Source organism: Candidatus Poribacteria bacterium (genome assembly GCA_021162805.1).
In the GTDB taxonomy this organism is placed as follows: domain Bacteria; phylum Poribacteria; class WGA-4E; order B28-G17; family B28-G17; genus JAGGXZ01.
Genome location: JAGGXZ010000187.1, coordinates 1 through 13,077, shown reverse-complemented (window position 1 = coordinate 13,077; position 13,077 = coordinate 1). Strand labels below are relative to the sequence as shown.

The following is a 13,077-nucleotide window of genomic DNA, read 5'->3' as shown; positions in this document are numbered from 1 at the left end:
AAAGTTAAGGTTATCAAGTGAGAAACGTAAACGCTGCGCCTAAAAGCGCTTTGGAGTTAAACCTCCAGATATGTGAATACTCGACCGTCCCGTAGTCGTTACAGATGTGGCATCGATGACTGAGTCTCTGATACTCCTTGTATTCCCTCATCTTCAGCACCTCGCCGATGGGGGTTTTAACGAGGTTGGCCAAGGGTTTACGGCTGAGGCAGATCCGAACGTCACCGTTAGGCTGAACGGTGAGGCATACCTCAAGCGAATGGCATTTATATCTCCTCTTACCGCCGATGAAGGTATCGAGATACGCCAGAGAGTTGTTTATCCTGTGGCCGCGCAGCTTATAACTTCTGATCAGCTTGAATATCTCGCTTTCCTCCTCCGGCGGAAGCTTGAAGGATGAGACGTTACGGGTTGAAAAGGGCATGTATGTGTTCATCGACTCGAAGGTTATCGAGACACCCAGTTGATCGGCGAGGGATATCATCCCTTTCACATACCTACCGTTCAATCTCGTTATAACGCAGTTTATGGATATCTTCATCTTGGGCTTAACCTGCTTAGCTCGGTAAATCCCTCGAACTGCCTTTCGGAATAGCCCCGGATATCCCCTGAACAGATCGTGTTCCTCGGAGGGGAAATCTATCGAGACGATGAGGGCATCCAGGTTCGGACAAAGCTCAGGGGCTATCTCCTCGAGCCGGTATCCGTTTGTGATGAGCAGAGTCACGAACCCCATCTCGCGTGCTCCTCGGACGATCTGAACTATATCGTCTCTGATGAGCGGCTCCCCTCCCCACAACACGACCGCAGCAAATCCGTTACGCCTGGCATCCTCGTAGATCGAAAGCACCTGATCGGTCGAGAGCTCCTCCTCACCGTAACCGCGCCAAAGGCATATCGGGCAGCGGCAGTTACACCTTGAGGTCACCAGATGGGAGAGGAGAAAAGGACGATGGGTGACGAACCTCGTCCTGATTACGGCGATGAAAGCTTTCAGAAGGAAAAGAACACGTCCGCCCTTCTTAACCATCACCTAAATGCTTCTTCCTCCGGCGAAGCCATAGCCGTAAGCTTCTCTGGACGTGATTTACTTCCGGCGAGAATTATCAGTCCGACCATAACCCACGCGATCTTCCTCAGCCTTTTGACTATCCCCATCGAAAGCCCCACTGTGGGGTCAAGTCCCATCGCTTTGAAAATATACACCTGTCCCCCCTCTGATGCCCCGAGGCCGGAGGGAAGAAAAGCGAAAAGCGTGACGATCAGCACCGTAAGGGAAGCTATGAGCCAGGCGGAGATAAAGCTGACGCTGATGTCCCAAAACCTCAATATGATCCACGTCTCCAGGATTCCCCCTATCATCCTCGCGGATAAATGCATGATCAAAGCCAGGAAGAACTTATCCTTATGATCCCGGTAAAATGAGGAGAGATATTCATCGAAGGTAAGGGTTTTCACATCTTTCCTGACCAGCTTAACCTTTCTGAGCGCCCTCACCACCGAGGAACCGGGGGCGTGGAGCTGGGCGAATATCAGGAGGAGCATGAAAATCGCCCCGGTAACCGTTATTGTCAGTATGGCCACCTTAAACCTCAACGGGAGGGTGAGATACCTGAACCCCAAGACCACGCCGCTCATGGCGAAGAGGATTCCGGCGAGGCTGGAGATCGTCCTGTCTATCACCACCGATGCCATCCCGCGGCTGAAAGGGAGCTCATCCCTTATCAGGGCCGCCTTTAACGGCTCTCCGCCGAGGCTCATAAACGGTATCGTGGCGTTGATCGCCTCGCCGGCAAGCCAGGCTTTAAATAGCTTGAGGAATTTTACCCTGCGTTCAACCCTGATGACCGTTAACCATGCCCCCGTGTTAAGCGACTCATATGAAAGGCACAACACGAGGATCGGCACGAACTTCCATTTGAGCGATTTTAAATTCATCCAGATCGGGTGAGGGCCAATTTTGAATGTGAAAAGGGCGAGCACAAGCATGCCGAGAGCTGATCCTGCCAGTCTGAGCCATTTCATCACAGACCACCTGATCTGATGATCGTTATCAATAGCCAAAGCCCCAGGATGGATGAGATGGCCAGTCCGATCCCACCCAGGGTTGATGCCCCTCCCCTGGAATGCATGACGATAGCCGAGGCGACAACCAGAGCGGCGGTTATGAGGCCGAACGTGAGCCGGTTGACGGATCTGCTGAGCTCCGTTAAGAAGATATTCAGCCGTTCCCACTCCGCCGTTATCTTCAAGTTGCCTTTTTTGAGCTTAGCAGATATCACCCTTGCATCGATCGGGAGCGATCTGACCAAGTCGAGGGAATCCTGGGCGAATTCCATCGCCTCTTTGGCAAGCCGGGATGGGTTCAGCTTACGGGCGGTCATCCTGAGAACATAGGGTTTGGCGAGGGCGAACATATCGAACTGGGGGTCAAGCAGCCTACCCACACCTTCCATCGTCACCAACGCCCTGAGCATCAGCGTGTAGCTTGATGGCACCTTCACCCTGTGTGATCGGACGATCCACATCAACTCGTCCATGATAGCCCTCATGTCGAGCTGATAAAGCGGGCGTTTGTAGTATCTATCCAGAAAATCGGAGATATCCCTCTTCAGCTCGTCGGTATCCCGCGTTTCCTCCAGCATTCCGAGCTGATAGAGCGTTCTGACTATCAATCCGGCGTCCTTATACACCATCCCCGCTAGCAGCCGACCCAGCGACTCCATCTCTTCGGGGGTTAATCTACCCACCATGCCGAAATCCACCGGGACGATGACGTTACCCTCGATCACAAATATGTTGCCGGGATGGGGATCGGCGTGGAAGAAGCCATGTTCGAAGACCTCCTTCAGGACGGCTTTGGCGCCGTTTAGGGCCACAGTTCTTCTGTCCAGCCCCAGCGACTCGAATCTCTCCACATCTGAGATCTTGATCCCGTCCACGAACTCCATCGTCAGAACCCTTCCCGTGGTCAGCTCCCGGTACACCTTAGGAACGTAGACGGTGGGATCGTTCTGGAAGTTCTGGGCGAACCGGAGCATGTTATTCCCCTCTCTGGTGAAATCCAGCTCTCGATAGATGCTCTTGGCGAACTCGTTTACGATCCCAACGGGGTCGAAGGGCGCTTCGTCGCCGAGCCGTCTCTTTGCTATCCCGGCTATCTGAAGGAGGATATCTATGTCCGTCTCGATCACCCTTCTGATGCCGGGACGCTGGACTTTAACCGCCACAGGCTCACCGTTAAGCTCGGCCTTATGAACCTGGGCGAGCGAGGCGGCGGCTATGGGGAGAGGGTCGAAGCGGGAGAACCTGGACTCCAAGGGAGCTTTGAACTCCTCTTCCAGCACTCCTTTGACCTCCTCGAAATCGCACGGCGGAACCATGTCCTGGAGCTTTTTGAACTCCTCGGCGAATTCAGGGGTGATCAGGTCGGGGCGCATGCTGAGCATCTGGCCGAGTTTTATGAAGGTCGGGCCCAGCTCTTGAAGCGCCAGTCTCGCCCGCTCAGCCCTCTCGAGCTCCTTTATCTCCTTAGGGGCCCTCCACCGCCGTTTGACGGAGCTTATGAGATCGCCGAACCCGTATTTGACCAGAACCTTCAGTATCTGCCGATACCGCCCTATGTCCCTGTATATCCTACTGAACCCCTTCACTTTTCCTCTCTTCTCCAAGTGCTGCATCGATCGTCGTATTCACGGCGGATTTAATCGCCAGGAGCACCTCGCGCCTGGCGTTTTCCAGATGTCGGGCCGCCTCCGAGGATCTGACCTCTTTGATTAAGCTTAAGAGCCGACGGATAACCATCCCTTTTCACCTCCTTTACCGATTTGGACCTTATCAACTGCCTCGCCTATGACTTCATTCCACGCCTCCCTGTTGTTTATACATCCCGGATCGGGAGCGGTGGGGTCGCCGAAATAGGCGTATGCCCTCGCTCGGCATCCACCGCATATATCCCTGAACTCGCACACCTTACAGTGCCCCTTCAGGTTTTCCCTGTCCCTCAATATCCTGAAAACATCGGCCTCCTCCCATATCTCCTTCAGACTCTGCTCCCTCAGATCTCCCACTACCAGATCCTCCATGAAAACACACGGGGTCACTTTCCCGTCGGGCTGAATGCAACAGTATGCCCTCCCAGCTCCGCATCCTCCCAGATATTCGGCCACATGTTTGGCCGATCTGCTCCTTGTCTTCATCGCATAGTGCATGACGACGGGGATATCGGGCGACGCATAGCAGACCCTGGCAAGCTGAGGTGCTGTGGCGCATACCGCTATCCTCTTCTCGTTTATATACCCGTAGATCCTCCTCAGCATCTCCTCCCTCTCCTGAGGTGAAAGGTCTATCGAGGCGGACTCCCCTCCCCTGCCCGTCGGGACGAAGTTGAAGGCGAAGAATTTCCTGACGCCCAGGAGGAGGGCCAGATGATATAGATCGTCAAGCTCATCCAGGTTCAGCTTGGTTATCGTGGATGCTATCCCCACCTCCATCCCGGCTTTTACAGCCCTCTTGATCCCGTCAACTGTTCTCTGCCAGCTCCCCTCCACGCCTCTGAAAGCGTCATGCTTGTGGGAATCGGCGCTGTCTAGGGAGACCTCCAGGTAATCCACCCCTGCCTCTTTCAGCTTCCTAACCATCTCCTCGCTCAAGAGGGTTCCGTTTGTGGCTACGGTGACCCACAATCCCCTCTCCTTGGCGTGCCGGATGACGGGGATGAGATGTGGGCTCACCAGCGGCTCCCCTCCCGATATCCCAAGTATCGGCACTACCATATCGGCTACTTGATCGACGACGTTCAGTTTCTCGTCGAGAGAGAGCTCGTTCGGATATAACGACCTTCCCCTCCACTGGTAGCAATGTTTGCACCTCAGGTTACAGGCGTTCGTGAAGTTCCAGACGATCATGATCGGCGCCACAAGCGTCTGAGGACGGTTGAGGCCGTAAGACCCGAGGGTCTTAACCCCCAAAAACAACATCCTCCTATACAGCTGAGAGCTCAATACGGAGCTGACGAATCGATCGGTGTGGAGTCCCCTCTGGAAGAGGTGCAGGGCAGAGAGGAGCAGCCGAAGCTCCACCCTCTCCTTGATGCTGAGCTTCCCATCTCCCTCCTCGGAGAGAAGCATCCTCGCAAGGGGAGGGTTCTCGCCCTCTGTGAGGTTTCTGAGAAGCGATCTCACAGGGGAGGAAGAGAGGGTTTCCTCAAACATCTTCAATTTCAGATTCATCGCTTTCCTCCTTCAAATCAGCGTCATCGCCGCCCCGGATAGGAGCGGGATGGTGAGGTTGTCGTCCGGGGGTATGGGCGCCAGTTCGGCGAGCGTGGCAACTGCTGCCCCGAGGACAACCTTTCTGAAATCCATGCCGTAAAGAGAGATCGGAACGAGCCCGATCATCAGACAGAAGACAAAGCAGGCGATTGCCCCTTCAACCGTCTTCCCCCTCCACAGTCTGAGCTCCCCCAATATAGATCCCGCCGCCACACCTGCTGCATCCCCGACGGCGAGGAAGAGGATCGCTGTGGCGGCTATCTCCCTCCTGAAGATAAGCGCTGTCGCCAGCGTGCCTATGAGGAAATAGATGTGTCCGGCAACCTTCCCCTCCTCCTCTTCCCTGACCAGCGTGTGAAACCGGAGCATGAACCATCTATTTGCTCTCTCATTCCTCAGACGAATCGCCTCGAACGAAAGCGCCAAGATCAACGCCGATCCCAAGGCGGCTATCACCCCATTTTTCGGGAGAAAAAGGATCAGGACCGAAGCCACGCCCACTATCAGATGGAGCAAGCTTCTCCACGGCTTAAATCTCTCACCGATCGTTAAGAGCTGTTCTCCTCCGCTTTTTATCTGCCGCAGATAGAGGAACAGCCTTTCCATAGCGATTTCCCGCCTTTACGGAGCTGAGAGAGGAAATACCCGAGGATCAGCCAGACGGTCTTCACGCTCGGCCCGATCCTAGAGAAGTTAAAGATTCTCCGGGGCCTCAAATAGAACCTCTTGTAGGCCTTTCTGAGCAGCTTCTCCTTCTGCCTGGCGGTGAGCCGATCTGAATCGAAGACCGCATGAACGCAGTCATATTTCGTCCAATCCCTCACCTTTATCCTGTCCCTGACCATATCGAAGATCTCCGTTCCGGGGTATGGGGTGAGGATCGAGAACTGACATTGCTCAGGATCGAGCCTCAACGCGTATTCGATCGTCCTCTCACACTCCTCCTTCCCCTCGTTTAGGGCGCCGAGTATGAAGGAGCCGAGGGTTTGAATGCCATGTTTTCTCAGCAGATCGATCGCCTTTTCGTTCACGTCGGGTGAGGTTTTCTTGTGGTAAAACTTGAGCGTTTCGGGGTTCGGGCTTTCAAGGCCGATGAAGATCGTGCAGCAGCCTGCCTCGGCCATCCTCTCGACCATATCCTCATTCCTGAGGATGGTGTCCGCCCTGGACATACACCACCAGGCTATATCGATTTTCCTCTCGATGATCAGATCGCATGTCCGTTTGACCCTCTCCGGTCTGACGGTGAAGTTGTCGTCCGTGAAGATTATCCCCTCAAACCCATATTCCTCCACGACATGTTCTATCTCGTCCACCACCGCCTCGGGCGACCTGGGTCTCCAGATCCTCCCGTTCATCCTGGGTATCACGCAGAAGGAGCATCTGAAAGGACAGCCCCTGCTCGTTATGATGGGAGTTGAGAGTTTCGTCCTTTTGAGGCAGGTTTTGTAGTTCTCCCTGACCCCAGCCAGATCTCTGGCTGGATAGGGAAGGGAGTCGAGATCCATCACGGGAGGTCTGTCGGGGTTATGGACGACACGCCCTGTTTCCCCCTCAAGCCATGAGATGCCGGGGATCTTTGACGGATCGAACCTCTCCCCCTGGAGGGCGTCTACAAGCTCCAGCATCGTCATCTCGCCCTCGCCCCTCACCACGAAGTCCACCAGTCCGGTCTTAAGCGTCTCCTCAGCGGTGAAAGTAACATGTGGTCCTCCCATGACGACGACCTTCCCCTCTTCTTTCGCCCTCCTGGCCAGCTCCAGCCCGAATGGATATTGAGGGGTGCAGCATGATATGCCGATGATATCCGGCTCCGATAGGTCGGCTTTCTGACCTTTAACCGTGAGGTCCGCGAGCTTGACGTCGTGGCCCCCCTCCCTGAGAACCGAGGCGACATACATGAGCCCCATCGGGGGCAATGACATGTTCAAGGCGTCATAAACCCCGCTCGGAAAGGGCGGATTCAGCAGAAGAACCCTCATCCCCGAACCTCCCTCTCAGAGGGAACTTCCTCGCTCCGATATCCCCCTCCACCATCCCCGCAATTTTCCTCTTCAAACCTTCCTCCTCCAAACCCCTGAAGATCAACACCTTCGCTCCCGGTCCCGCTTTAGGATCATCGCTTCTCAATCCCCCTGAACAGCACCGGCAACAGCAGATCTATCGCACGCTCGATCTCGATTATGTTCTGTTCGACCGTCCAGGGGAACTCAAGACCTTTCAGCGCGAAGACCAGCACCACGGCTGTAAGCCTCGTATCGGAGACATCGAACAGACCCTGCCGAACCCCCTCCTCGAGTATGGCTTGCATCGTGTCTATCTCCCAGTTGGTCAACCTCTGCCTCTCCCGCTCCACGAATGCGTAATGATCCAGATATTCAGCCGTGAGTGTTTCATAGTAATTTGCCAGCTCCTTGAGGACTACAGATCTGGTCCGGACAAAAGCTCTGATCTTATCATGAGGCGATTTGGCCTTTGAGAGATTCTCTTCCATTCTTCTCCTGTATATCTCAAACTCCTCCTTGATGACCGCCCGGAAGATATCCTCCTTACCCTTGAAGTAGTAGTAAAGCGTGGCCTTCCCCATACCACATGCGGATGCGATGTCCTCCATAGTGGTCTTCTTCATACCGTATCTGGCGAAAAGTTCTCTGGCTTTTTTAACGATGAGCTCTTTCTTCCCCTCATCATTCATCGTGACCTCCTCTCATCTCCAAAGGAGATGAGCTTCCTCCTTCATCGAGGCGGCTTACATCGGAGGAACGAGGAGAAAGGAAATCCGTTGCACGTTTAACGTTGTAACGTTTTCCGTCCTAGTTCCTCGTTCCTTAACCTTTGCAGAGGCCCTCCTCTCCAGAGGCTTAACTTCGGACCGGTCCGGCCCTAGGGTTTTGTACCAAAGGTATTATATACCACAACCGAAGATAAGAACAAATCGCCTTTCATCCCACCCTTAAAGGAGTGGGCTTTTCCAGTGGGAGATCGTAAACCCTTCGACTAAGTTGGTTTTTCACCGAAGCATCTCCACTACCTTTTCGAACACCTTCTGCACCGGAAGTTCCCTTAAGCAGGCATATTCCGGCTCGGCATTGCACGTCATGTTCGGGAAAAACCCCACCTTGTTGTAACATGGTTGACACTTCAGTCCGAGCGATACGACCGCTCCCTTCCGGCTAAACGGTCCCGTCGCCTGAGGATTGGTCGGGCCGAATATCCCTAAGACGGGCGTTCCCATCGCTGCTGCCATGTGCATCGGGGCGGAGTCGTTGGCGACGAACAGGTCACATCGTCTTATCAGCGCTGCCGTCGCCCTTATCGGCATCGTGTCAACCGGGATGGGATCGCCTCCCGCCATCTCTGCCACCTTCCTTTTCAAACCCTCCTCCTCTAAACCCCCAAAGATCAACACCTTCGCTCCCGGATACTCCTCAACTATTTTGTCTATCAGCTTGGCAAATCTCCTGGCGGGCCACCGCTTCATAACCCATACGTTTCCTCCAGGATGAATCCCTATCACCAAATCAGAGGGCTTTATCCCATGAACCTTCAGAAATCCATCCGCCATCCTTTCATCCTCCTCATTCGGCCAAAGCTCGAGACCCGGTATCTCCCCCTCCGGCTCTATACCTATGAATTTGAGAAGCTCGATGTTCTGAAGCACGTGATGTTTGGCTGGGTCAACCCTGAGCCTCTCATGAAGCAGGAAGGAAAACCCCAGCGCCCTCCAGATCAACGCCCCCGAAGCGGGCAAAAGATATCCGACCCTGCGTTTGGCCCTCATAAATCTGGCTATGATGTTGTCTATGCCCATATAAAACGAGGCATATGAGACGGAGGTGGTGATGCAGATGTCGAACTTGTAATCCCTCATCATCCTCCAAAGCAGCCTGGCATTCTTCATAATCAAATCGGGTATAATCACTCCGTCGGTTTCCACCTTCCGAACCTCATCCACATACGGACATGTCTCGAAGAGCTGTCTTGCGCCTTCGGGCAGGACGCCGAGTACGATGTGGGCGTGAGGTATCCTTCGACGTAACAGCTTGAGCATTGGCACGGTCATGATCATATCGCCTATCCCCGATGTGGTTGAGAAAACAAGGACTTTCACGGAGATATCCCGTCTCTCCGTTATCAAACGTTCGACTAAAAAGGTTTTTTGGTCGAAATAAATTATATCAAATTTCAAGCGGATATGCAAGAAGGACTGAAGCTAACGGCTGATGGCTTGAAATCGTTGAAAAGCCCTGCCGAATGTGATATAATCGCATTCGTCTCGAATCTTCCGAGGAGGTCGATAGATTTGAAGGTGCTTGTAACAGGTGCTTCCGGTCAGGTCGGTTCAAGACTGGTGAGGGCCCTTCTCAAACGAAATCATGAGGTGAGGGGATTGATCCTTCCTGGCGACCCGGCCCGGAGCAGGCTCGATGGACTTGACATCGAGCTGATGGAAGGAAACCTGCTGGACATGTCGGCCGCGGAGAGGGCCGTGGAGGGCGTAGATGGCGTGATCCATACGGCCAATCTCGTCTCACCGCTTCCGGGGATGTCCGAGACGGAGTTCTTCGATAACAACGTCCGAGGCACGTTCAACCTAGCAAAAGCGGCCTCAAGGCGTGCCGACAGATTGGTGAAGTTCGTCCATATAAGCTCCTCATCCGTGTATCCGAACGACGCCCATATCATCGCTACCTGTTATAATCCCGTCGATGAGCTACATCCGCTCCGACCCGTGGGGACATATGGTTTAAGCAAGCTGTTGGGCGAGAAGGTTGTGGAGACGACCGCGCGGGAGACAGGACTGCGCACGGCGATCATCCGTCCGACGGGCATCTGCTCCGGCACCGCCATCCTCAGCCGATGGACGGTAAGCTTCGTGTGCGTCATACTGAAAGCCGGTCAGAGTCATCCGGAAGGTTCCCTGTTCATGCCCGATGGGAGGGAATTGTGGCGCGATCTGGAGACGAAGGCACCGGGAGATGCCCTCTGCGCCGTCTACGATGAGGAAGGACGCCCCTGGATCCAGCAACCCGTGGACGCCCGTGACGTCGCCCTGGGATGTATCTGTGCCCTGGAGAACGACGCCTCCACGGGCGAGGTATTCAACGTCAGCGCGCCTAGGCCGATTACTTTCCGGGAGGCAGCCTATACGATCGCAAAGGCCACCGGCAAACCGGTGATCGAATACAAGGTGCCCGTGAGGTGGGTCTTCGACCTGGATAACACGAAGGCGAGATGTATGATCGGATACCGGCCGAGGTGGGGGATCGGCGAGATGGTCGAATCCGCTCTAAAGGTGCAGCGGGGCGAGGGCGAGGATTTCGAATAGCTCTCCTCGTCCGATGAGATCAGATATCCGTAATCGGAGGCATAGACGCTCGACCCTGTTATCGCGCTTCCGCCGGAGCTTCCGGGGGATCTCCTGCAGAAGAAGCTCACCCTGTAGAGGGTTCGGGGTTTGAGCTTGAATTGGGGGGCGAACCAGTAGTTGGAGTCCTCGCCCGTCCCTGTGATGCTTATGCTTCTCGATCCGGCATGTCCTTTCTCCTCCCATCTCCCCTCGCCCCTGGAAAGCCTCCACCCGTAGGGCAGGTTATCCCCATCCTCAAAGGAGGGGTTTGGAACGTCTTGAGAGGCCTATTATCCATACCAGAGACCTGAAGTCCTTATGGATCTCGGAGTTTAACCTCCTCACCTCAGATCTCAGCTCGCCCATCTCAGTTCTCAACCCATCGATCCTGGTATGCATCTCCGCCCGCATATCGCTTATCTCAGATCTCAAGCCGGTTATCTCTCCCCTCAGGGTATCCGTCTCGGACTTCACGGCGTTGCGCAGGTCGCTTATCTCCACCTCTATGTGATTCAGCCTCTGATATCCCTCTCCTCCGTAGCTTCATCCATCGCCCTATTTCCCTTCCCTTTGGATTGATGTCTAAGACACCTCTCAGGATTTTACCTCATATCAGCTTTACGTTCAAGGCAGCAGCCTCTCCATGGATATGCCCATTCTACCCCATGCCTCATGTCTTCTGAATCCCTCGGCATAAGCCACTCCGGCCTGCAGTCCACGGAACTTATTGACCGTCCGGACGAAATCCAGGATATCGACCCCATCGTGCTCCATCAGCCATTTGACCTGACTCTCGTGACAGCTCAACATCTTCAGCTTCGTCTCGATATCCTCGGTTATGTCCACATAATCGGTAGGCAGAAATCCTATCCCCGCCAAAGTGTCCATGTAATAGACGGGAGGTATCCAATCGAGCGGCGGTGATTCGGTCTCGATGTTGGGCACGCTCGCCAGAAAACCTGCCGTCGTGGCTAGGCGGCTGACGATGCGGTGATCCTCGTGATAGTCGTTGGGATCGTGTGTGATTATCAGGTTCGCCCGAACCTTGCGGATCGCCTCTATAAATCGCAGTCTCGTCTCCTTGTCGTCGAATATGAACTCATCCTGATACCCCAGCCATATCATCTCCGCTCCTATGACGGAGCAGGATCGTTCGGCCTCTCCGCGTCTCACTTCCCTAAGCTCATCCGGCTTTATGATGACGTGGCCGAACTGCCCATCGGTGGCGTAGCAGATGGCGATTTTATGGCCCAGGCGGGCATATTTGGCCAGCGTTCCGGCACAAAGTATCTCGACGTCGTCCGGATGGGCGCCGATCGCTATAACGCTTATCCTCTCCATTCCCTCGCCTCCCAGGGAGAGCGTTGATTCGGTCTGAAAAATGGTGATATAATTCTATTAGGTTTTGAGGGGTGAGTCAACGGGGATAAAGTTGGCTCATCGATGAGGGGAGGCGATGAGCGGTGGAGGAATGATCCGCATCCGAATTGAGGGACACATCACCTGGCGTAGGGCGGCATTTTACATGCCGCCGGGATGCGGCGGGGGATAGATAAAGGAACCGCCCTACGAATCGTAGGCGAGGCATTCAGGAGGAAATGCTTCGCCCTCACCCAAACATCCCCTCGATTTCCCCAAGGGATTCCGCCACCTCCACCGCGTTCTTCAGAGCCCTGAGCCTCTCAACGGGCGTGTCCTCCTTCAGCCTCTCCATCAGCCTTGTCCCCTCAACACCGAACTTCACCTTCAGCAGGCTCTCTATCGCCTCCCTAAGACCTTCCTGCAACCCCTGCTGAAGACCCTGTTGGATTCCCTGCTTGATGCCTTCTCTTATGCCTTCCTCCTTGATTATCTCATAGGCTGCAGACTGTATCATGATATCCCTCCTTCGTCTGACTAATTCCTTCGCCATCTCCCTAGACCTCAACCCCGCAAATATCGCCATCGCAGTCAGCAGATCCGCCTTCTCTGACATGCTCAATCCACTCCTGTATATCTCCTCTTCAGCTTCTCTCACCACCTCCTCCCCTCCTCTCATCACGGGGAGAAACGGATAAAGCCGTATCTCACCCCTCTCGTAGATCTCCCTCCCATCCATCTCCCACATCCTCAAAAGCCTGAACCTAAACCGCACGTGCTCGTCCTCATACTCCTCCCTCGCCACCCTGCTAGGCATGAACAGCATCACCGCTGGCACAATCCGAATCTCATACTCCATCTTCAGCCTCGCCATATACTCCAGCAACCTCAGCGGTATCTCCCTCTCCCATCTTGTCTGGAACTCCAGGAGCAGGATGAACCTCTCATCCTCCGTCTCCACCATCAGGGGGAAGTCGCTTCTTCTGAGGCTCACGCTCTCCTGTGGCAGCCTCTCTATCAGAGAGACGTGATCGGGCTTTATCCCGAATAGCAGTTGCACGATGGAGTATCTTGCAATCTCCACTGTGACCTTTG

13 protein-coding genes are annotated in these 13,077 nt (G+C 54.5%); 1 reads left to right on the top strand and 12 read right to left on the bottom strand.

Annotated elements, in window-relative coordinates; genetic code table 11:
- Positions 1 to 13 precede the first annotated feature (13 nt).
- From J7M22_15100 to J7M22_15060, 9 genes are all read right to left on the bottom strand, one after another.
- Positions 14 to 1,033 (bottom strand): radical SAM protein, encoded by a 1,020-nt coding sequence (locus J7M22_15100; protein MCD6507933.1) that lies wholly within the window; start codon positions 1,031 to 1,033, stop codon positions 14 to 16.
- On the bottom strand, positions 1,030 to 2,025 hold the full coding sequence (locus J7M22_15095) for a flippase-like domain-containing protein (GenBank protein ID MCD6507932.1): 996 nt from the start codon (positions 2,023 to 2,025) through the stop codon (positions 1,030 to 1,032). The genes J7M22_15100 and J7M22_15095 overlap by 4 nt, the downstream gene beginning before the upstream one ends.
- Positions 2,025 to 3,653: an AarF/ABC1/UbiB kinase family protein gene (locus J7M22_15090; GenBank protein MCD6507931.1), complete on the bottom strand. Its 1,629-nt coding sequence runs from the start codon at positions 3,651 to 3,653 to the stop codon at positions 2,025 to 2,027. The genes J7M22_15095 and J7M22_15090 overlap by 1 nt, the downstream gene beginning before the upstream one ends.
- The gene (locus tag J7M22_15085) at positions 3,637 to 3,804 is read right to left on the bottom strand and encodes a hypothetical protein (GenBank protein ID MCD6507930.1); all 168 of its coding nucleotides are present in this window, start codon (positions 3,802 to 3,804) and stop codon (positions 3,637 to 3,639) included. The genes J7M22_15090 and J7M22_15085 overlap by 17 nt, the downstream gene beginning before the upstream one ends.
- A complete protein-coding gene (locus J7M22_15080; protein ID MCD6507929.1) occupies positions 3,783 to 5,231 on the bottom strand; it encodes a radical SAM protein in 1,449 nt (482 codons plus the stop codon). The genes J7M22_15085 and J7M22_15080 overlap by 22 nt, the downstream gene beginning before the upstream one ends.
- A gap of 12 nt (positions 5,232 to 5,243) precedes the next feature.
- Positions 5,244 to 5,879 carry a hypothetical protein gene (locus J7M22_15075; GenBank protein MCD6507928.1) on the bottom strand — a complete coding sequence of 212 codons (636 nt, stop codon included), beginning with the start codon at positions 5,877 to 5,879 and terminating at the stop codon, positions 5,244 to 5,246.
- Positions 5,846 to 7,255, bottom strand: a complete 1,410-nt coding sequence (locus tag J7M22_15070; GenBank protein MCD6507927.1) for a radical SAM protein — start codon at positions 7,253 to 7,255, stop codon at positions 5,846 to 5,848. The genes J7M22_15075 and J7M22_15070 overlap by 34 nt, the downstream gene beginning before the upstream one ends.
- A 134-nt stretch (positions 7,256 to 7,389) precedes the next feature.
- Positions 7,390 to 7,968 carry a TetR/AcrR family transcriptional regulator gene (locus tag J7M22_15065; GenBank protein ID MCD6507926.1) on the bottom strand — a complete coding sequence of 193 codons (579 nt, stop codon included), beginning with the start codon at positions 7,966 to 7,968 and terminating at the stop codon, positions 7,390 to 7,392.
- A 315-nt stretch (positions 7,969 to 8,283) separates the two neighbouring features.
- Positions 8,284 to 9,384: a glycosyltransferase family 9 protein gene (locus J7M22_15060; protein MCD6507925.1), complete on the bottom strand. Its 1,101-nt coding sequence runs from the start codon at positions 9,382 to 9,384 to the stop codon at positions 8,284 to 8,286.
- Positions 9,385 to 9,576: 192 nt separating this feature from the next.
- On the opposite strand from J7M22_15060, the gene J7M22_15055 reads away from it, so the two are divergent.
- A complete protein-coding gene (locus tag J7M22_15055) occupies positions 9,577 to 10,602 on the top strand; it encodes an NAD(P)-dependent oxidoreductase (GenBank protein ID MCD6507924.1) in 1,026 nt (341 codons plus the stop codon).
- 276 nt (positions 10,603 to 10,878) lie between these two features.
- Here the strand turns inward: J7M22_15055 and J7M22_15050 are convergent, their stop codons facing one another.
- The 3 genes from J7M22_15050 to J7M22_15040 form a co-directional block, all read right to left on the bottom strand.
- Positions 10,879 to 11,124, bottom strand: coding sequence for a hypothetical protein (locus J7M22_15050; protein MCD6507923.1), 246 nt, complete (start codon positions 11,122 to 11,124; stop codon positions 10,879 to 10,881).
- 123 nt (positions 11,125 to 11,247) lie between these two features.
- Positions 11,248 to 11,955: a PIG-L family deacetylase gene (locus J7M22_15045; GenBank protein ID MCD6507922.1), complete on the bottom strand. Its 708-nt coding sequence runs from the start codon at positions 11,953 to 11,955 to the stop codon at positions 11,248 to 11,250.
- 277 nt (positions 11,956 to 12,232) lie between these two features.
- The coding region (locus J7M22_15040) for a hypothetical protein (GenBank protein ID MCD6507921.1) at positions 12,233 to 13,077 on the bottom strand (845 nt) is incomplete at its 5' end.